This is a genomic window from Roseateles sp. Mitsp63, assembly GCF_059491535.1.
The window spans coordinates 819,054-838,771 of the sequence record NZ_CP168509.1; the positions used below are offsets into that span (position 1 = coordinate 819,054).

The 19,718-nt window shown below is 69.5% G+C and carries 19 protein-coding genes; 10 read left to right on the forward strand and 9 right to left on the reverse strand.

All coding sequences use genetic code 11. The features are described from left to right. The 3 genes from thiL to ACEN96_RS03510 are packed head-to-tail and all read left to right on the forward strand — an operon-like array spanning nt 1 to nt 2,046. A complete protein-coding gene (gene thiL, locus ACEN96_RS03500; RefSeq protein WP_495588539.1) occupies nt 1-975 on the forward strand; it encodes a thiamine-phosphate kinase in 975 nt (324 codons plus the stop codon). Further along, the gene (locus ACEN96_RS03505; RefSeq protein WP_495586663.1) at nt 972-1,493 is read left to right on the forward strand and encodes a phosphatidylglycerophosphatase A family protein; all 522 of its coding nucleotides are present in this window, start codon (nt 972-974) and stop codon (nt 1,491-1,493) included. The genes thiL and ACEN96_RS03505 overlap by 4 nt, the downstream gene beginning before the upstream one ends. A 52-nt stretch (nt 1,494-1,545) precedes the next feature. Then, the gene (locus ACEN96_RS03510; RefSeq protein WP_495586664.1) at nt 1,546-2,046 is read left to right on the forward strand and encodes a CinA family protein; all 501 of its coding nucleotides are present in this window, start codon (nt 1,546-1,548) and stop codon (nt 2,044-2,046) included. Between the two features lie 3 nt (nt 2,047-2,049). Here ACEN96_RS03510 and ACEN96_RS03515 read toward each other — a convergent pair whose 3' ends face one another. After that, nucleotides 2,050-4,158 (reverse strand): O-linked N-acetylglucosamine transferase, SPINDLY family protein, encoded by a 2,109-nt coding sequence (locus ACEN96_RS03515; RefSeq protein ID WP_495586665.1) that lies wholly within the window; start codon nt 4,156-4,158, stop codon nt 2,050-2,052. Nucleotides 4,159-4,572: 414 nt separating this feature from the next. On the opposite strand from ACEN96_RS03515, the gene ACEN96_RS03520 reads away from it, so the two are divergent. From ACEN96_RS03520 to ACEN96_RS03535, 4 genes are all read left to right on the forward strand, one after another. Continuing rightward, nucleotides 4,573-5,301 carry a Rhs element Vgr protein gene (locus ACEN96_RS03520; RefSeq protein ID WP_495586666.1) on the forward strand — a complete coding sequence of 243 codons (729 nt, stop codon included), beginning with the start codon at nt 4,573-4,575 and terminating at the stop codon, nt 5,299-5,301. 79 nt (nt 5,302-5,380) lie between these two features. Beyond that, nucleotides 5,381-5,779, forward strand: coding sequence for a hypothetical protein (locus ACEN96_RS03525; protein WP_495586667.1), 399 nt, complete (start codon nt 5,381-5,383; stop codon nt 5,777-5,779). Beyond that, nucleotides 5,779-6,303: a hypothetical protein gene (locus tag ACEN96_RS03530; protein ID WP_495586668.1), complete on the forward strand. Its 525-nt coding sequence runs from the start codon at nt 5,779-5,781 to the stop codon at nt 6,301-6,303. The genes ACEN96_RS03525 and ACEN96_RS03530 overlap by 1 nt, the downstream gene beginning before the upstream one ends. A gap of 270 nt (nt 6,304-6,573) precedes the next feature. Then, complete coding sequence (locus ACEN96_RS03535) at nt 6,574-7,734, forward strand: GGDEF domain-containing protein (protein ID WP_495586669.1); 1,161 nt, start codon at nt 6,574-6,576, stop codon at nt 7,732-7,734. A gap of 16 nt (nt 7,735-7,750) precedes the next feature. Here ACEN96_RS03535 and ACEN96_RS03540 read toward each other — a convergent pair whose 3' ends face one another. From ACEN96_RS03540 to ACEN96_RS03550, 3 genes are all read right to left on the reverse strand, one after another. After that, nucleotides 7,751-8,680, reverse strand: a complete 930-nt coding sequence (locus tag ACEN96_RS03540) for an AraC family transcriptional regulator (RefSeq protein ID WP_495586670.1) — start codon at nt 8,678-8,680, stop codon at nt 7,751-7,753. Between the two features lie 102 nt (nt 8,681-8,782). After that, entirely contained in the window at nt 8,783-9,532 is a 750-nt protein-coding gene (locus tag ACEN96_RS03545; protein ID WP_495586671.1) for an SDR family oxidoreductase, read from the reverse strand. 237 nt (nt 9,533-9,769) lie between these two features. Beyond that, on the reverse strand, nt 9,770-10,120 hold the full coding sequence (locus tag ACEN96_RS03550; protein ID WP_495586672.1) for a YciI family protein: 351 nt from the start codon (nt 10,118-10,120) through the stop codon (nt 9,770-9,772). 81 nt (nt 10,121-10,201) lie between these two features. On the opposite strand from ACEN96_RS03550, the gene ACEN96_RS03555 reads away from it, so the two are divergent. Beyond that, nucleotides 10,202-10,978: an AraC family transcriptional regulator gene (locus tag ACEN96_RS03555; protein ID WP_495586673.1), complete on the forward strand. Its 777-nt coding sequence runs from the start codon at nt 10,202-10,204 to the stop codon at nt 10,976-10,978. Nucleotides 10,979-11,075: 97 nt separating this feature from the next. On the opposite strand, the gene ACEN96_RS03560 is transcribed toward ACEN96_RS03555, so the two are convergent. The 4 genes from ACEN96_RS03560 to ACEN96_RS03575 all read right to left on the reverse strand — a co-directional run bounded on the left by ACEN96_RS03560 (nt 11,076) and on the right by ACEN96_RS03575 (nt 15,213). Further along, nucleotides 11,076-12,905, reverse strand: coding sequence for an ATP-binding protein (locus ACEN96_RS03560; RefSeq protein WP_495586674.1), 1,830 nt, complete (start codon nt 12,903-12,905; stop codon nt 11,076-11,078). Between the two features lie 102 nt (nt 12,906-13,007). Then, nucleotides 13,008-13,517: a hypothetical protein gene (locus tag ACEN96_RS03565; RefSeq protein ID WP_495586675.1), complete on the reverse strand. Its 510-nt coding sequence runs from the start codon at nt 13,515-13,517 to the stop codon at nt 13,008-13,010. 115 nt (nt 13,518-13,632) lie between these two features. Beyond that, nucleotides 13,633-14,562, reverse strand: a complete 930-nt coding sequence (locus tag ACEN96_RS03570; protein WP_495586676.1) for a pyridoxamine 5'-phosphate oxidase family protein — start codon at nt 14,560-14,562, stop codon at nt 13,633-13,635. A gap of 21 nt (nt 14,563-14,583) precedes the next feature. Further along, on the reverse strand, nt 14,584-15,213 hold the full coding sequence (locus tag ACEN96_RS03575; protein WP_495586677.1) for a glutathione S-transferase family protein: 630 nt from the start codon (nt 15,211-15,213) through the stop codon (nt 14,584-14,586). 151 nt (nt 15,214-15,364) lie between these two features. On the opposite strand from ACEN96_RS03575, the gene ACEN96_RS03580 reads away from it, so the two are divergent. Continuing rightward, complete coding sequence (locus tag ACEN96_RS03580) at nt 15,365-16,273, forward strand: LysR family transcriptional regulator (protein ID WP_495586678.1); 909 nt, start codon at nt 15,365-15,367, stop codon at nt 16,271-16,273. A gap of 73 nt (nt 16,274-16,346) precedes the next feature. Here the strand turns inward: ACEN96_RS03580 and ACEN96_RS03585 are convergent, their stop codons facing one another. Further along, entirely contained in the window at nt 16,347-18,977 is a 2,631-nt protein-coding gene (locus tag ACEN96_RS03585; protein ID WP_495586679.1) for a DNA topoisomerase III, read from the reverse strand. Between the two features lie 142 nt (nt 18,978-19,119). On the opposite strand from ACEN96_RS03585, the gene ACEN96_RS03590 reads away from it, so the two are divergent. Continuing rightward, the gene (locus ACEN96_RS03590) at nt 19,120-19,656 is read left to right on the forward strand and encodes an SET domain-containing protein (RefSeq protein ID WP_495586680.1); all 537 of its coding nucleotides are present in this window, start codon (nt 19,120-19,122) and stop codon (nt 19,654-19,656) included. Nucleotides 19,657-19,718 lie beyond the last annotated feature (62 nt).

Below are 19,718 nucleotides of genomic sequence, written 5' to 3' on the forward strand. Positions count from 1 at the left end.
CTGGGCGAGTTCGACCTGATCGACCGCTTCTTCGGCCGCGCGGCGCGCGCCGGCCTGACCGAGGGTGGCGCGGTGGCGCTAGGCATCGGCGACGACTGCGCGGTGCTGACGCCGTCGGCGGGCCATCAATGGCTGGTGACGGCGGACATGCTGGTCGAGGGCCGGCACTTCCTGTCGACGGTCTCGCCGCGACGGCTCGGCCACAAGGCGCTGGCGGTGAACCTCAGCGACCTCGCCGCCTGCGGCGCCGCGCCGCGGGCCTTCTTCCTGTCGCTGGCGCTGCCGCGCGTGGACGCGGACTTCCTGGCCGGCTTCGCGCAGGGGCTGTTCGAGCTGGCCGACGCGCATCACATCGTGCTCGCCGGCGGCGACACGACGGCCGGGCCGCTCAACATCAACATCACCGCGATGGGCGAGGTCCCGCATGGCCAGGCGCTGCTGCGCTCGGGCGCGCGCGTGGACGACGACGTCTGGGTCAGCGGCACGCTGGGCGACGCGCGGCTGGCGCTGGAGGTCTTCCGCGGCACGCTGTCGCTGGGCGCGGCGCCGTTCGAGGAGGCGCGCCGGCGCATGGAACTGCCAGAGCCGCGCGTCGCGCTGGGCCGCGCGCTGCGCGGCATCGCGAGCAGCGCGATCGATGTCTCCGACGGGCTGGCGGGCGACCTGGGCCATGTGCTCAAGCGATCGAACGTCGGCGCGACGCTGCGGCTGGCGGAGCTGCCGCGCTCGGCCGTGCTGGGCGCGATGCCCGAGGACGTGCAGCAGCTGTGCCTGCTCACCGGCGGCGACGATTACGAGCTCGTCTTCACCGCGCCCGCCTCGGCGCGCGAGCGCGTGCTGCAGGCGGGCCGTGACTCCGGCACGCCGGTCTGCCGCGTCGGCCGCATCGAGGAGGCGCCCGGGCTGCGCGTCGTCGACGGCGCGGGGCGTCCGCTGCAGGGATCGCTGCAGGGCTTCGACCATTTCAAATCATGAGCGCGGTGCGTCCGACCTTCGGTTTCATGGCGCGGCATCCGGCCCACTGGATCGCGATGGGTTTCGGCAGCGGGCTGTCGCCGCGCGCGCCGGGCACGGTGGGCACGCTGTGGGGCTGGGCCGCGTTCGCGGTGCTCAACATCTGGCTGACGCCGCTGCAATGGGCGCTGGTGATCGCCGCCAGCCTGCCGCTGGGCTGGTGGGCCTCGACGGTCACGGCTCGCCATCTGCGCACCTGCGATCCGGGCGCGGTGGTGTGGGACGAGATCGTCGCGATCTGGATCGTGCTGTGGCTGCTGATGCCGGCGGGCTTCTGGTGGCAGCTGGCGGCGTTCGGCGTGTTCCGCTACTTCGACGCGGCCAAGCCGGGGCCGGTGCGCTGGGCCGACGGGCTGTTCAAGATCGAGCCGGGCCAGCCCGTGACGGCGTGGCAAGGCCTGGGCATCCTGTTCGACGACCTGGTCGCCGCCGGATGTACGCTCGTGGTGCTGGCCGGCGCGCGGGCCCTGCTGCACTGAGCGCCGGCCGGCGGCCATTCCGGTCCCCAGATCCATCGACGAGGAGATCCCCATGCTGTTTCCCGACGAGTCCGAACTGATCGAACGCATCGCCCTGGCGCTGATCCAGCGCAAGGAACGCATGGGCACCGCGGAGTCCTGCACCGGCGGGCTGATCGCGGCGGCATGCACCAGCCTGGCCGGCTCGAGTCAATGGTTCGAGCGCGGCGTGGTGAGCTACAGCGACCAGGCCAAGACCGAGTTGCTGGGCGTGCCGGCGGCGCTGATCGGGCTGCATGGCGCGGTCAGCGGCGAGGTGGCCGAGCAGATGGCGCGCGGGCTGCTGGCGCACGCGCCGGTGGACTGGGCGATCGCGGTGACCGGCGTGGCCGGTCCCGGCGGCGGCACCGAGTCCAAGCCGGTGGGCACCGTGTGGCTGGCGCTGCTGCACGGCCGGCAGCGAGTGCGGGTGTGGAAGGAACTGTTCACGGGCGACCGGCATTCGGTGCGCGCGCAGACGGTGCGCGCGGGGCTCGAGGCGCTGTGCGACGCGCTCGAGGATCGCGACTCCTGATCGTCAGCGCACGCGCAGGTCGGTGTCGGCCAGGCCGTCGAGACGGCGGCGGTGCACGAGTTCGAGACCCGCTTCGAGGTGGCGCGTGAAGGCCGGCGCATCGAAGAGCTTCCCCGTCGCCACCGCGCTGGCGACGTCGCGCCGGATGCGGCGATGGAGTTCCACATCGGTCGCCATGGCGATGGCCTTCGCCACGTAGTCGCCGGCATCGCGAGTGATCAGGGCGTCGACGCCGAGCGCTGTGAGCACGCTTCCCGCGACGCGGCCGGCGATGCTCCGCCCTGGCAGCGTGAGGACCGGCAGGCCCATCCAGAGCGCGTCGCTGGCGGTGGTGCCGGCGTTGTAGGGCAGCGTGTCCAGGAACAGATCGGCGAGCGAGAGACGCTCCAGGTACTGCTCGCGCGAGCATCGCGGCGAGAACACGATCCGCGACGCGGCGATGCCCAGGGCCTCGGCATGGGCGCGCAGATTGGCCGCGGCCTTGGCGTCTTCCTCCAGCACCCACAGGACCGAGTCCGGCGCGGCTCGCAGGATCTCCGCCCATCGCGAGAACTGATCCGGGAGGATCTTGCAAGGGTTGTTGAAGCAGCAGAACACGAAGGCCTCCGCGGGCAGGCCGGCGTCGGTGCGCGAGAGACCGGTGGCGGGGCGCGGGCGCCGGCGGTCGTTCGCCTGGTACCAGGGCAGCGAGAGCAGGTGCTCGTCGAAGAAGGGGCGGGATTCGGCGGTGACCAGCGTGTCGTCGACGACGAGGTAGTCGTAGGCCGTCGAGCCGGAGGTGCCCAGCGTGCCGAGGTAGAGCAGCTGGATCGGCGCCAGCCGCGCCGCGAAGAGGCCGCTGCGCGCGCCCTGCGTGAAGCCGGTGAGGTCGATGGCGACATCGATCTCCAGGCTGCGGCACAGCGCGACGATCTGGTCGTCGCGCAGGTGTTCGACGTCGTGGAAGGCGTCGAAGGACGCGCGCAAGCGGTGCTGCATCGGGTCCTCCTTCGCCGCGCCGAGGTTGATCGCGATGATCTCGAAGCGCTCGCGATCGTGCAGCTCGATGACCTCCGCGATCAGGTACGAGACCGGATGGGACTTGAAGTCCTTCGAGACATACGCGAGCTTGAGCGTCGACGTCTGTCGCGATGGGAGCCGTTCCAGCGCGTCGCGCGCGCCGAGGCTGTCCATCCAGGCGCGCGCGGCGGCCTGCTGGGCGGCGGGGGCGTCGCGCAAGGTCTGCAGCACGAGCGGCTGCATCACGCGCCGGCCGCGCTCGACATCCGCCACGAGCGCATCCATGCGCGCCTCGAAGCCGCTCCAATCGAAGAGATGCATCGCGGTGTACTGGCGCGTGCCGGGCAGCCAGTCGAGACCGGGGGCGATCGCCAGCACGCGGTCGAAGTCGGCAAGGGCCTCGGAGAAGCGGTGGTTCAGCAGCAGCAGGTTGCCGCGGTTGTTCAGCGCGTCGACATGCCGCGCGTCGAGCGCGACGGCCGCGTTGAAGGCGGCGAAGGCGTCGTCGGCGCGGCCGATCTCCTTGAGCAGCAGGCCGCGCTGGTTGTGGAGGTCGGGGCTGTCGTGGAAGCGGGCCGCGAGGTCCTGGAGGCCGATCCAGGCTTCGTTCGTCCGTCCGGCGTCGATGAGGGTGCGGATGCGTTCCAGCAGTGGGCGCGCATCGCCGGGCAGGGCATCGTCCGCGCAGCCGAAGGCGACCAGCGCGGCGTCCGCGGCGCCGAGCAACCGGTAGGTGAGGCCAAGACCGAGAAACGCCATGCCATGGGCGGCGTTCAGCGCCAGCGCGCGTTCGAAGGCGCTGACGGCCTCGTCGAACTGGCCCGCCTCGCGCAGCGCGGTGGCGTGGTTGACGTGGAGGTCGGCCTGCCCGGGATTCAGCTGGACGGCGATCGAGAAGCAGGAGGCGGCCGCCTGCCAGTCGTGCCGCAGCGCCATCAGCCCGCCGAGCCGCAGATAGGGGCGCCAGTCGTCCGGGAAGCGCTGCGTGGCCTCGTAGAACGTCTCCATCGCGCCGGCGAGATCGCCTTGCCGCTGCCGCGCGGCACCCGCTTCGAGGAAGGCCTCGACGCCCTGGGCGGGCGGCTGTCCGGGTCTCGGAATCTGCGGCTTCATGAGAGGCGGGGCGATGTGACGGGTTCGCGGGACGTTACCGCATTGGCGGGGGGCGTGAAGACAGCCCCCTCTCCCCTGCCCTCTCCCCCCGAGGGGGCGAGGGAGTTCATGCCAACACCGCGCCCTACATCCCGCATGAACTCCCTCGCCCGCTTGCGGGAGAGCAACCGTGTCAAGCGCTGCTGCTTGCCAACTCCCTCGCCCCCACAGGGGGAGAGGGTGGGGGAGAGGGGGCGTTTCGAAGGGCAGCAGCGCTGGGGCAAGGGTCCTTGCGCAAGAACTCCCTCGCGGGGGGAGGCCCAGCGAAGGCCGCAATTGGCCGAGAGTCATTTGCGCCGGTCCGGGCGAGCGGGCAGGATGGCATGGAGATGGAAGGCGGGCGCTGCCCGCCGCTCTCGTTGATGGAGGGTTCCCATGGCTCACGCCTTGATTCCCGGGCCGCTCGGGATGGATACGCGCCAGACGCGGTCTGACGCGGGCACATCGCTGCTGAGTCCCACGCCACGCCCTGGCCCTGTCGGCCTGGACACGCCGTCGAGCGAGGACTGGACGCTGGACGCGCCTGACGTGCCGCAGGAGCGGCGGCCGTTCGCGCCGGGCAAGCCGTCGGTGCCCGTGCAGACGCCCAAGGGCGAAGCCCGGCCGTTGACGACCGGGGAGATCGCGATGGCGCGGCAGCTGTTCAAGGACTCGCTGGACTACGGCGAGGTCCGCGTCCACAACGGCGAATACCTGCCTTTCGGACTGCAGCCGGACGACACGGCGATGACACCCAATGGGGAGATCTACTTCAATCCGGCGTATTTCCTGGAGGACTTCTCTCTAGCGAAGCGGCTCGAGGACAGACGCTGGTTCATGCATGAGATGGTTCACGTGTGGCAACACCAGCTCGGCTACTGGGTGCGTCTGCGGGGCGCCATCCGCATCGGCCTGAGCTACGAGTACGAGTTGAAATCCGGCAAGACGCTCGGCGACTACAACATGGAAGCGCAGGGCGACCTGCTCGCTGATTACTTCATGCTGAAGTTCATGAATGCGCCTGCCCAGATGGTCCAGACGCAATACATGAACAGCCTCCCACTTTTCGAAGAGGTCCTGGATGCCTTCCTCAAGAATCCTTCCGACACTGCGAACCTGCCTTAGATCCCTGCTCTTGGCGGGCTTGTGCGCCGGACTCGGCGCGGCATGCGCCAATTCCCGCATGGGGTCGGCGGAGGTGCGCTTGCAGGACGGGCAGCCGTGTTTCACGCTCACCGCCAAGGAAGGGGCGAGAAGCGATTCGATCCGCCTGAAGGCCGTGGTGATCTCCGACGATTCGTCGAATCCGGCGGGACCGGTCTGGTCGGTCATCTTCGATCCCGCGCGGCCGCAGCCGATTTCCCCCGCGAGCTGCGTCGCCTATGGGCGAGTGCCCGACGGGGCCACGATCGTCCAGACCGCCAAGCCTCTGGCACCCGGCAAGGTCTATGACGTGTATCTCAACGGGCGCTCGACGGACCCTTCCGATTCCACGCAGGGCTATGCGGCGAAGTTCTGCCTCGTTGCGGACGCAGCGGGTGTGCAGCGCGTGATGCCGGTGGAGCGCGGCTCACGCGCGTGGGACGAAGGAGTTTGCCGCTGATGGTGCTTGAGCCATTGAGCGCCTTCCGCATGAGCCGGCGCGCGTTCTCCGCTTTCGTGATGGCTGCGGCCGTGTGGGCTGCGCCGGGCCTCGCCGGAGCCATGTCGCGGATGGGTGAGGCCCTGGTGCTTCGCAAGGACGGCAGGCCGTGCTTCGCATTGAGCGCCAAGGAAGTGGCGCGGGCACCGGGCCTGCGCGTGCACGCGGTGATGGTGTCCGATGAGTCGTTGAAGCCCGTGGCCAACGTGTGGGAGGCGAGCATCGATCCGGCGCGCACGCCGACGACGCTCGCGAACTGCATCGTGTATGGAATCGCTCCGGTCGGCGCCGACGCCACGCGTCCCGTCGAGTTGAAGACGGGCCATGTGTACGAGGTCTATCTCAACGGCCGCTCCTCGGACCCGGACGATTCGACGCAGGGCTACATCGCCAAGTTCTGCTTCCTGATCGATGCGCGAGGCGGCAAGAATCTGTTGACGGTGAAGCCGGGGTCACGCGCCTGGCGCGAGGGCGTCTGCAAGTGATTGAACAGTCGAATGCGGACGAAGTTGGCGCGGACCGCTCCGAGCGACACGATGGTGAGCGAGTCCACGCGCGCCGGCGCACCCAGGCAGACGGTCCTATCCTCGATGGCTTCCCAGCCAGGCTGGTAGCGCTGTCGTGACGCCACCCTGGCGGCCATCAGACGATCCTCCACCTCGTGAACCGAGAATCGCGCGATCCGGTCGCTTCGGCCGACAAGTGCCGCCCGCTCCCCGCATACTGGGCGCTCGCCGATGGGCCTTGCCACTCAAATGTTCACTCGTCTCGACCTGCCCACCGTCCTGCTCTTCTACGACACGACCCTCCTGGCCGGAGCGCTCGCCATTGCCCATGTGCGTCGCAGCTCCTGTCGACCTGATGGGCTGATGGCTCTGGCATGGGCCTACCTGATGCTGGCAGTCGGCGCGGTCCTGGCCTGGAAAGGCGAAGAGGCGGCGCTGCCCGCCGCCTTCTGGACGCACGGCAGCCTGTTGCTGGGCCTGGCCGGCTATGCCCTGTTCTACGTCGGCATCCGGGCCATGAGCGGCCGGCGCGGCATGCCCGCATGGTGGCTCGTTGCGCCGGTGCTGGTCTGCTTCGTCGCCGGCTTGGTCACTGGCTTCCCGCTGGACAACTCGAGCCGGGCCGGCGCCTTTCACGCCGCCGCGGTGCTGTCGCTCGCGAACAGCGCGTACGCGATGTTCCGCAACTACCGTGTCGAGGCCCTGCCGTCGAGCCGTATCCTCGCCGCGCTGTTGGCGCTCAGCGGCATCGTCTACGGGATCCGGTTGACATTCATCGTCACCGGCACGGCCGCCAGCGCGGGATTCGCATTGGCGTTCTTCATCCAGATGTTCTGCCATTTCGGCATCGCGCTGATGGTGGCCACGATCTCCAAGGAGCGCGCGGAGGTGCGCCTGGCCCGGCTCGCGGAGACCGACCCCTTGACCGGCGTCGGCAATCGTCGCTGGCTGACCTCGCGCCTGCCAAGGCAACTCCGCGCCAACAGCGCGATCCTTCAACTCGATCTCGACCGATTCAAGCTCATCAACGACCAGTTCGGCCACGGCGCCGGCGACACGGTGCTCGTTGCTTTCGCAAACTGTGTGAAGGCCCAGTTGCGGGAGTCCGATCTGCTCGCCCGCACCGGGGGCGAGGAGTTCGTGGTCTTCGCGCCCGACGTGTCCGAGGCGGCGGCCCAGGCGATCGCCGAACGGCTCCGGGCCTGCGTGGAGCAACTGCAGGTCACCGACAACGGCACGCAGCTCCCGGTCTCGACGAGCATCGGCGTCGCCTGGGTGGCGGCCTCCGCGGTGCCAGCGTCCGCCTGCCTGTCCAAGGCCGATGAGATGCTGTACGAGGCCAAGCGCAGCGGTCGAAATCGTGTCGCGTTCTCGCGGGTATCGGCGCAACCGCAGGCCGGTGCGGCCTAGCGCTGGTCACGTCAGGTTACGCGAGGACGTCGCGCACGAATTGCCGCGGAGACTTGCCGACGTGGCGGCTGAATGATGTGCTGAAGGTGCTGGTCGAGGCATAGCCCACGCGCTCGGCTACATCCGCGATCGCCATCTCCTGCCTCAGCAACTGCTTGGCAACCTCCATCCGCCAGGCAACGAGGTACTCCATCGGCGTCACGCCAATCGTGCGGTTGAAGCGCTCGAAGAACGCGGACCGGGACAACGCGGCTGCGCTGGCCAGCTCCCCGACCGTCCAGGGGTGATCTACACGCGAATGCATCAACTGCAACGCCACGGCGAGCCGGTCATCCCCAAGACCGCGCAGCAGCCCAGGTGGCGCGCTGCCCGCGGTGGTCGAGCGCATCGCCTCGACGAGCATCATTCCCACCAGGCGTGACAGCATGAACTCGCTGCCGGGCCTCTGCGCCATGTACTCCTCGCCGACCATCCGCACCAGCTGCGCGAGACGGGTCGAGTCCTGGACATGCACGACGCCAGGGAGGAGGGAAACGAGTAGCTTGGGATCGGCACATTCGAAGAGGAAGGCGCCGCCGAGCGAGAGCATTTCAGGCTCCCCACCGGGTGCGCCATACCGGCGCTCTCCAGTCCCTGCGGGCATGACCTTCGGGTCGATGTGGACGGGGAGCGATGCGGCTGTGAAGCTGGAGATGGTGAATGCCGGCGTCGACGGCAGCAGCACGAAGTCGCCGGCGTTCAGCGTGACCGCCTCGTGGCCGTCCACCGCGAGCCTGCAGTTGCCCTTCAACATGATGCAGAAGCTGGGCTGACCATACTCGGAGTAGCGGACCGCGTAGTCTCCTTTGCCACTGATGAGGTTGGCAAAAACGGCGCGCGGCTGCAGCAGTTGCACGACCTCGGTCAGCGGGTCACTCGCCTGGCGTCGTTCGTCGGATGCCGTCATGGAACAGTGGTCGCAACACGGTGGCGTAAATGTAGAGCCGGGATGCGGGGCCCCGCGGCGAGGCCCCCGCTGCAGCCCGCCGCGGCGGCGGACCGCGTCTGCTCAGGCGGCCTTGGCTTGGGCGAGCGCCACGGCATCCGGCCCTGCGGCAAAGTGCAAGCGATCGGAGGTGTCATGCGCCGCTTGCCACACCACTTCGGCCACATCGGCTGCCGACGTGGTGGGGCCTGGGTTGGCGAAGGCCGCGAAGATCGGATCAGCGAAGGGGCGGTAGCTTTCGGGAATCAGGCCTTGCATGCGTGCGCCGCCGTTCTCAGCGAAGCGCGTGCCGGGGCCGTAGCCAGGCTCGACCAGCTTCACGCGCACGCCGAAGGCGGCAAGTTCGTGAGCGACAGAGCCGCTCAGGCCGTCCACCGCGGTCTTGCTGGCCGTGTACACGCCAGCCAGCGGGAAGGAGGCCAGCGTGGTGCTCGAGGTCACGTTGATGATGACCCCCGAGCGGCGCTCGCGAAGCTGCGGCACCACCGCTTGCATCATCGCCATGACCCCGAAGGTGTTGGTCTCGAAGACCTCGCGGGCGGTCGCCATCGGCGTGGCCTCGAATGCGCCAACGACGCCGATGCCAGCGTTGTTGACGAGCACGTCGATGGGGCCGGCAGCCTCGATGGCCGCAGCGACGCTGTCGGGATCGGTGACGTCCAGCGCCATGACGCGCATACGGTCCGACTCAGGCAGCAGGTCTTCGCGGGGCGTGCGCATGGTGGCAATGACGTTCCAGCCCTTGGCGTGGAAATGGCGGGCGGTCTCCAGGCCGTAGCCGGAAGAGCAGCCGGTGATGAGGACGGTGTTCATGGCGGGATCCATCGGGTGGGTTGCAGTGAAGGCACGATAGCCACCATGAACGGGATTCCAAATGAACATTAGTCCGCATTTGTTTTGTCAGAGTACAGATCGGCGATTCAACGTCGAAAGCTTCGATCGCCTTCCATGTCCTTGGGTTCCGAACCTGCGTATTTCGGTGAGGTCGAACTCCAATTTCGGCAACGCGCGCAGCGCAGCTGGCAATGCGACGGCTTGTCCAGCGTCGCCCTAGGCAGCGGTGGCCCCCTCTTCGACGCGCGGCGCCACGAAGGTCTTCACCGCCCGCACCTCCACCTCGGTGCCGAAGGCCCGGCCAGGGAACTGCCGCGCGAGTGCCAGGGCGTCGTCCATGTCGCGGGCGTTGACCAGCGTGCAACCGGCCAGCAAGGGGATGGCGGCATCGGCCAGAGAATCGTCGGCCCTCAGAAGCCTTGCCTCGTCCCCGAACACCGAAACGGCGACCACGCGGCCAGCTTCGCGCTGTGCAAGAGTCCAGGCAGGCACGACCCGACTACGTTCGGCGAGTTCGGTTTCGGTGAGCGGGCGAGTGGCACGGTAGAGGAAAGCGAAGAGCGGCATGGTGTGCTTTCGGGTTGGGTTGTCGCAATGCCTGCAGGGTGCCCGGGCGGCGCTCGGCTCGATTGGATATATTCCGCAGCGATGCAATTGACCGCCTTCTCCCCACGCGCGAAGACCTCCGCGTGGATCGACGGCCTGGCGGTGATGCGCACCGCGCAAGGAGCTGTCACCCGCACGCTGGTGGCCGAAAGCCGCTTGAGCCTGGGCCTGCGCATCACTGGCGGCGCGCAGGTGTGGTGCGACGGCGAATGGCGGTCGCTGCCGCGCTACACGCTTACCGGCGTTCACTGCGGCTCGCGCATCGTGCGCACGGAGCCTGAAAGCACGCTGGTACTCGCGCACCTCCATCCCGCGGCCGCGCCCTTGCTGGGCGTGGACGCCGCAAGCTTGGTGGAGCGCACCGTCGATCTCGCAACCCTGTGGCCGGAGACGGAGTTGCGGGCGCTGGCCCAGTCCATCGGGCAAGTCGTCGGCGACGCGGAGCGCGCCACGTGCCTCGAAGACCACCTTGCGCCGCGGCTGCTGCTCATGCGCAGGCCCGATGCCGCGGTGGTGGAAGCGGTGAACCGCATCCGCGCCGCTCCCTCCCAGGTGCGCATCGCCGAGTTGGCCGAGGGGCTGGGCCTCAGCGTGGATACGCTGGAGCGCCGCTTCACCTCCGGCGTGGGCATCAGCCCGAAACGCTTTGCCCGAGCGGTGAGGCTGCGCTCCGCCGTGCTGGCCTACAGCGCCGGCGTCACGCTCACCGAGGTGGCGATGGACGCGGGTTACTACGACCAATCGCACTTCGTGCGCGAGATGCGGATGGCGACGGGACAGGCGCCGAACCGACTGCTCATTGCACAGAATTACTGTTGAGCTGAAACGCGCAGTCCGCATTCAGCGCAGTCTGCTGCCTGCCTTTCCCGCGGCGACGGGTGGTTCATTCGCCGATCTGCTGGCCAGCGGCCCGTCCTCACGACGCCAACGGCAACTCCAGCGCGAAGCTGAACCGGCTCCCCGCATCCGGCGAGGTCTCGAGGGTGATCTCCCCGCCCATCAGGCGCACCAGCTGCTGGCTGATCGCCAGTCCCAGCCCCGTCCCGCCCGCTCTGCGCGACCGGTCCGCCACCTGCTCGAACGGCTGGAACAGCCGCTCCATCTGCTCCGGCGCCATCCCGATCCCGGTGTCCGACACCGTGAACCTCAGCACCAGGCTGCTCGGTCCTTGCGCGACCACATCCACCACCAGCCCGATCCGGCCGCGGTCGGTGAACTTCACCGCGTTGGACAGCAGGTTCAGCAGCACCTGCCGCAGCCGCTGGCCATCCGCCCGCACCCGCGTCGGCAGTTGCGGATCCAGTTGAACGCTGAACGCCAGCCCCTTCTCCGCCGCGCGCGGCCGCATCGACTCGCTGCAGATCTCCAGCAGCGCCCGCAGGTCCAGCGGACTCAGCTGCAGCATCAGCTTGCCGGCCTCGATGCTCGCCACGTCCAGCAGGTCGGTGATCAGCACCAGCAGATGCTCGCCCGACTCCCGCATCAGCCGGATGCGATGCTTCTGCGCGTCGTTCAGCGAGGCATCCATCTGCAGCAGCTGCGCGAAGCCCAGGATCGCGTTCAGCGGCGTCCGGAACTCGTGGCTCATCGTCGCCAGGAAACGGCTCTTGGCCTGGTTGGCCGCCTCCGCCCGCTGCTTGGCCTGCGACAGCTCCACCGTGCGCTCGGTGACCAGCTCCTCCAGGTGGTCGCGGTGCTGCGTCAGCTCCTGCTCCGCCTGGCGGCGCAGCGTGATGTCGCTGACCAGCCCCTCGATGCGGGGCGCGCCATCCAGCACCAGGTGCAGGCTCAGCTCGACCCACAGGTCGCGCCCGTCCCGCGTCGTCACCAGCAGCGGCACCTGCTGCAGCAGCCGGTGCCGCTCCAGCGCGCGCGCCAGCCGCCGGTATTCGGCCGGCTCGATCCGCACCACCCGCTGCAGCGTCACGCCCTGCGCATCCTCCGGCCGGCTCAGGCCCAGCATCTGCGCCAGCGCCTTGTTCACCCGCAGCAGCCGGCCGTGGCCGTCGGCCTGGAAGATGCCCTCCGCGGCGTTCTCGAACAGGCTGCGATAGCGCTGCTCGCTGCTGCGCAAACCCTCGGCGAAATCGCGCAGCTTGCCGCTCATCGCATTGAGCTGATCGGTCAGATCGCCGATCTCATCGGCATGCTCGGGCTCGATGTGCGCGCCGAGCTCGCCGCTTGCCACCCGCTGCGCCAGCCCGCGCAGCCGCGACACCGGCCGCTCCACCAGCCGCCGCACCAGGAAGTAGCTCGTCAGCGCGATCGCGATCAGCACCGTCGCCAGCAGGCTGGCCACCAGCCGGCGCGTCTCGCCCAGCGTCTGGTCGATGTAGCTGCGCGTGTAGACCAGCGTCGCCCGCCCCAGCGCCCCCGCCGGGCCCTGCGCCCCGGCGCGGTGGCTGAGCTCGAACTCCAGCGTCAGCGGCCGCACCGCCGGCTGCTCGCGCGAGCGCCGCAGCGTCTCCAGCCCCGGCGCCGACAGCGTGATCGACTGCACCTCGGGATCCGCCATCACCGCATCCAGCAGCTCGGAGAGTGCGGCGCTGTCCAGGTTCCAGACCGGCTCGGCGAAACCGCGCGCCACCAGCTGCGCCATGCGCTGCTGACGCTCGACCAGTGCCGTATTGAGTTCGTGCTCGTGACGATCAACCCAATACAGGCCGATCAAGCCGACCAGCACGGTCGCGCTCAGGCTCAGCGCGGCCACCAGCCGCGTCTGGATGCTCAGCGTCGATCCACCCATGACCGCATGCCCTCTCCTGACTCGCAGAATTGTTTGCGGCCGAGTGTCGCGCAAATGCGGTGTGGCGCTGGAAAACCTCCGTTGAGACGCGTCCCCAGGATTTCACGGGTTGCCGGCAGGCCACGCCAGGCGCTCGAACTGAGCCAGGATGGCTTCGAGTGCATCCAGTGCCTGGGACCAGGTCGGTTCGTCGCCGGCCATGTGAATCCGCTCGCAGACGTGCCGCGCGTCGAGCATCAGCTTGGGTAATCCCCGTGATTCCGGCGGCACCGTTGCCAGCGCCACCTCGATGCCGAAATGGAGCGCCTGCTCGCGGATGATCAGCGGGCCCAGGATCTCCGCCGGCAGGGCCTCCAGCCCAGCGGCCGAGCGCCCAATGGCGTCCGCCGCGTCGCGCGCGAGCGTCCAGGCGAAGGTCCGGCGCGCCTGCAGGCTTTCGACGGACTCGCCGGGGCGCGGTGTGACGCGCGACGCGTGCAGCGCCAAGCCGGCGATCGTGTTCTGGCGGATTCCATGCAGCACCCGCCTGGCGGCGGCATCGCCGACCGCGGCGTCCCGCGGCGCGGCCAATCCGGACGCATCTTCCGCGCCGGGCTGGGTCATCTCATGCAAGTTTCGAAGTTCAGGGGAGGGATGGGGCGACACCGAAAACATCGTGGCTAGGCCAATGGCGGAGAGTTGAAAAGCCCTTCAGTCCGCCGCCGCGCCATTTCGTCCCGTCATCCGACTACGCCGGCGTCCCGAACTGCGGCGCCAGCCGCGCCTCGCTCCAGCGCCAGGGCAGCGCGCCCGGCCGGCGCAGGCCCGCCGTGACGCGCAGCCGCAGTTCGCGTTCGGTCTCGGTCCACACGACCTCGGCCTGCGCCGCCAGGTGGAGCAGCTCGCCGCTCGCGTAGTCCGGGATCAGCAGCCCCGCGCGCGGATGGCGCAGCAGGTTGCCCAGCGTCATGTAGAAGCGGTTGCCCGCGAAGTCGGGGATGCGCAGCTCCACGCCGCCGTCGAGCCGCCGATGGATGCGCACGAAGCCCGGCGGCCCGCCGCGATGCGACACGTCCACGCCGTCCGCGCGGCCGTCGCCGGGCACCGGCGCCGAGGCGCTGGCGATGAAGACGGTGTCCGCCGCGGCGAGGCACGTCAGCGCGTCCGCGTCGAGCGACGCGTCCAGCGCCCGCGCGAGCGCCGGCGGCGTCTCGTCCCAGGCCAGCGGGTCGCGCGCCTGGATGTACTTCGGGCAGTTGCCGAAGCTCTGCACGACCTCGACCGCCAGCCCCTCCCCGGACAGCGCGCGCAGGCGCCCGTTCATCCGGTTGCGCCGGCGCGTGTGCGGCTCCAGGCCGAGCAGCCCCACCGGCGCGCCCACGCCGAGCGCGCGCAGCGCGGCGAGCGCCGGATCCTGCCCGTCGAGCACCGCCGACACCGTCATCGTGCGGGCATCCGGCGTCGCGACGAAACCGGGCGGCCCGGCCAGCATCGTGGCCCACGGCTGACCCTCGGCATCGAGCGCGCCGAGCAGCATCGTCGGCAGCTTGTTGAAGAGCTCGCGGTGCTGGTCGGGCATGTGGTCGCGGATCACCTGCCGGCCGATCTCGGCCATGCGTTCCTCGGAGCCGGTCCGCGCGTGCAGCGCCTGTTCGCCGGGATGCCAGGGCGTGTCCATGGGAAACCTCGCGGATCTCGTTCAGAGCTTGTCGGGCAGCGGCAGGAAACCGGGCAGCGCCTCGATGCGCGCGAGCCAGGCGCGCAGGCGCGGATAGTCGCTCAGCGACACGCCGCCGATCGGCGCCTGCGAGGTGTAGCCGTAGAACGCCAGGTCGGCCAGCATCGGCCGCTCGGCGACCAGGAAGGGCGTGCGCGAGAGCTGGTCCTCGACCCGCGCGAACAGCGTGTGGCCCAGCGCGTGCGAGGCCGGATCGACGGCCTGTCCCGTCAGCGTCCGGTAGCGCGGGCTCGCGGCACCCGGGCCCAGCAGGGCCACCGACAGGCTGAACCAGCGCTGCTGCGCCGCCGCCTCGACCGCGTCGCGCGGCAGCCAGCCGGCATCGGGGGCGTAGCGGGTGGCCAGGTAGACCAGGATCGCGTTGCTCTCGGGCAGGACCAGCTCGCCGTCCTCGAGCACCGGCACCTGGCCGAGCGCGTTCAGCGCGAGGAAGGCCGGCTGCTTGTTCTCGCCGCGCCGCAGGTCAACGTCCACCACCGTGTAGGGCAGGCCGAGCATCGACAGCAACAGTTCGACGCGGTGGCAATGGCCCGAGGCCGCCAGGCGGTGCAGGCGCAGCGGGGCGGTCGGGCGAGGGAAGGGGGCGTTCATCGGGCGGCTCCATCAAGGCAGTGATCGAAGGCCTCTACCGTAGCTCTTGCGATCCACGCTTTGAATCAGGGCCGCGCATCATTCAGAATTGCAGTGCTCGAAACAATTCCGCCGCCTTCCCCTTGCCTTTCAAAGGCGGCGCCCCACGGCCATGGACCATCTGGAACGCCTGCGCTGCTTCGTCGCGGTCGCGGACACGCAGAGCTTCGCCGCGGCGTCGCGGCGGCTGGGCTGCTCCGCCTCGGCGGCGACGCGCGCCATCGCGGCGCTGGAGCAGCGCCTGGGCGTTCAGCTGTTCCAGCGCAGCACGCGCTCGGTGCGCCTGACCGAAGCCGGCGAACGCTTCGTCCTCGACTGCCGGCGCATCCTGGGCGACCTCGATGAATCCGAGGCGGCCGCCGCCGGCGCGCAGGCCGAGCCCGCCGGGCTGCTGGCGCTGACGGCGCCATCGATGTTCGGCCGGCTGTACGTCGCGCCGCCGGCGGCGGAGTTCCTCCACCGCCATCCGCGCGTGCGGATGAAGCTGTTGCTGGTGGACCGCGTCGTGTCGTTGCTGGACGAGGCGCAGGACCTGGCCGTGCGCATCGCCCAGCTGCCCGACTCGGGCCTGACCGCGGTGCCGGTCGGCGCGATGCGGCGCGTGATCGTGGCGTCGCCGGACTACCTGGCGCGAGCGGGCGAGCCGCGCTCGCCCCGGGATCTCGCCGGGCATCGCGTCATCGCCGGCTACTTCGACGGGCAGGGCATGACGCCCTGGCGCTTCCGGGACGGCGCGCGGGCGCTCACGCCCACGCTGATGGTGAACGACACCGCCGCGGCGATCGCCGCCGCCGAGGCGGGCGTGGGGTTGGTGCGATGCCAGCTGTACCAGGCGGTCGACGCGGTGCTGGCGGGCCGCCTGCGCATCGTGCTGGCGGACCACGAGATCCCGGCCGCGCCGGTGCACCTCGTGCATGCCGCCGGCCGGCGCGTGCCGCCGACGCTGCGGCTGCTGATCGACTTCATGGCCGAGCGGCTGCGCGCCCAGCCGGTGCTGGGCGGCGACGGCTACCTGCGCTGAACACCGCGCTGGACACCGCGCTGAAAGCGGCGACTGGACCGGCGCTCCCGCGCCGGCCCGGCCGCGCCCGGTCTCAGGACTTCGCGGTCGCCTTCTTCGCCGCGACCTTCTTGGCCGCCGGCTTGGCGCCGGTCTTGGCGGCGCGCGGCTCGAACTCGAACACCACCTTGCCTTCCTTCTTGTCGTAGGTCAGGAAGGCCTTGAACTTGCGGCGCGTCTTGTTGGAGACGAAGTTCTCCAGCAGGTCCGTCTTGCCGGTCGCCAGCAGCTTGCTCATCTGCTCGGGCTCGATCGGCTGCTGCAGGATGATCTTGCCGCTCTTGAAGTCGCAGGTGACCTTGTCGCCGACCGCGTGCTCGCAGACGTAGTTGCTGCCGAAGTCGAAGACGCGGCCGCCGCACTTGGGGCAATGGCCCAGCGCGGTCTGCCCGCTGAAGTCCACCGGCTCGCCGTTCTCCTCGGCCTTCTTCGCGTCCTCGCCGAAGTCGAACTCCAGCTTCCAGTTGTCGATCTCGGCGTCGAAGACCAGCGCCAGCTCGGCCGTGAAGGGCCAGCCCGCCTTGGAGCGGAAGCCCTCCAGCGGCCCGACCTTCTTGTCGCGCAGGAAGGCCTCGACCTCGTGCAGCTCGAAGCTGCGGCCGCCCGGGATCTTGGGGATGGAGAAGCCGCAGCCCTCGCCGTCACCGCTCCTGCCGGTGCAGGTGAAGCGGCGGTAGTTCTCCTTGACCACGCCGCCGCATTTCGGGCACGGGGTCTTCAGCGTCGCATAGTCGCCGGGGATGGTGTCGCGGTCGTACTCCTTGGCCTTGCGCACGACCTTCTCGGTCATCGCGGCGATCTCGGCCATGAAGGCCTCGCGCTTGAGCCGGCCCTTCTCCATCTCGGAGAGCTGGAACTCCCAGTTGCCGGTCAGCTCCGGCTTGGTCAGCTCCTCCACGCCCAGTCCGCGCAGCAGCGTCATCAGCTGGAAGGCCTTGGCGGTGGGGATCAGCTCGCGGCCTTCGCGCAGCATGTACTTCTCGGCCAGCAGGCCTTCGATGATCGCGGCGCGCGTGGCCGGCGTGCCCAGGCCCTTCTCGGCCATGGCCTCGCGCAGCTCGTCGTCGTCGACCAGCTTGCCCGCGCCTTCCATCGCCGACAGCAGCGTCGCTTCCGTGTAGCGCGCCGGCGGCTTGGTCACCAGCGCCTTGACCTCGGTGTCCTCGGTGCGCACCACCTCGCCGGTCTTCACCGGCACCAGCATCGCGCCGCTGGTGCCCGGCTCGGCGTTCTCGTCGGTGGCTTCCTTGCCGTAGACCGCCTGCCAGCCCGGCTTGATCAGCACCTTGCCGTTGGTCTGGAAGGCATACGACCTGGCCGGCGTCTTCACCGTCGAGACGCGCGTCGTGACCTGGAACTCGGCCGGCGGGAAGAAGACCGCCAGGAAGCGCTTGACGACCATGTCGTAGAGCTTGGCCTCGGCATCGGTCAGGCTGCGCGGGGGCTGCAGCGTCGGGATGATGGCGAAGTGGTCCGACACCTTGGCGTTGTCGAAGACCTTCTTCGTCGGCTTGATGTAGCCCTTGTCCAGCGCCGTGCGCGCGTGCGGCGCGAGCGCCTGCAGCGGGCCGGGCATGTCCTCGCTGGCGATCATCTCGGCGGTCTGCTTCGCCACGCCCAGGTAGTCCTCCGGCAGGTAGCGCGAGTCCGTCCGCGGATAGGTCAGCACCTTGTGCTTCTCATACAGCGCCTGCGCCAGGCCCAGCGTCGTCTTGGCCGAGAAGCCGAAGCGCGAGTTGGCCTCGCGCTGCAGCGTGGTCAGGTCGTACAGGCCGGGGCTGGCGGTGGTGCTGGGCTTGGACTCCTCGGTCACCGTGGCGGGCTGGCCCTTGGCGGCGGCCGCGATGGCATCGGCCTCGGCCTGCGTCCAGACGCGGTCGGCGCGCTGCTCGGGGTCCTCGGCGTTCTTCCTGAACGCGGGGTCGAACCACTTGCCCTCGTACTGGCCGGCCTCGGCGTCGAAGCTGCCGCGGATCTCCCAGTAGTCGCGGTAGACGTGCTTGCGGATCTTCTCCTCGCGCTCCACGACGATGGACAGCGTGGGCGTCTGCACGCGGCCGACGGTGGTCAGGAAGAAGCCGCCATCGCGCGAGTTGAACGCGGTCATCGCGCGCGTGCCGTTGATGCCCACCAGCCAGTCGGCCTCGGAGCGGCAGCGCGCGGCGTCGGCCAGCGGCAGCATCTGCTGGTCGGTGCGCAGGCGCTCGAAGCCCTCGCGGATCGCCTGCGGCGTCATCGACTGCAGCCACAGCCGGCTCACCGGCTTGGCCACCTGCGCCTTGGCGGAGCCGGCGTACTGGACGATCAGGCGGAAGATCAGCTCCCCTTCGCGCCCCGCGTCGCAGGCGTTGATCAGCGAGGTCACGTCCTTGCGCTTGATCAGCTTGACCAGCGCGTTGAGCCGGCCCTTGCTCTTGTCGATCGGGTTCAGGTCGAAGTGGGGCGGGATCACCGGCAGGTGGGCGAAGCTCCACTTGCCGCGCTTGACGTCGAATTCCTCGGGAGCCTTGATCTCCACCAGATGGCCCACGGCCGAGCTGACGACGTACTCGTCGTTCTCGAAATACTCGTCGTGCTTCTCGAATTTCCCGGAGAGCGGGGTCAGCGCCTTGACGATGTCCTGCGCCACCGACGGCTTCTCCGCGATCACCAATGCCTTGCTCATTGCGCTTGTTTCTTTCGTCTTCGTTCAGGTGCCCGGAACGGGTCGGACGCCTGCCTACAATCCGGCCTCGCGCGCGCCCACGCACCTACGTACGTGTGTACGCGCGCGCGCACCCATGAATTCAATGTACCGGACTCGCTCCATGCCGCAACAGCGTCCCGCCCGTGACCCCGCGCCCGCCAACCCACCCGCCGCGGGCGGCAAGCCCGATGCCCGTCCCGCCGCGAAGCGGTCCGCCCGGATCCAGGTGCGGGCCTCCGGCGTGCACGGCCGCGGCGTGTACGCGCTGGTGCCGCTGAAGGCCGGCGAGAAGCTCATCGAGTACAAGGGCGAGCGCATCGACTGGGACGAGGCGCTGCGCCGCCATCCGCACGATCCGTCGCAGCCGGACCATACCTTCTACTTTCACCTCGAGGGCGGCGGGGTCATCGACGCGGCGCACGACGGCAACAACGCGCGCTGGATCAACCATGCCTGCAGCCCGAACTGCGAGGCGCGGGAGGTCGACGGCCGGGTGTTCATCCACGCGTTGACGGACATTTCCCCCGGCGAGGAGCTGTTCTACGACTATGGTCTGGTGATCGACGAACGCTATACGCCCAAGCTGAAGAAGCGGTTCGAGTGCCGCTGCGGCACACCGGGATGCCGCGGCACCATGCTCGCGCCGAAGGGACGCTGAGTTCCGGGGGGGCACCCTGTCAGGCTCTACAGCCACCGATTCATGGTGGCGGCGGGCCGGGT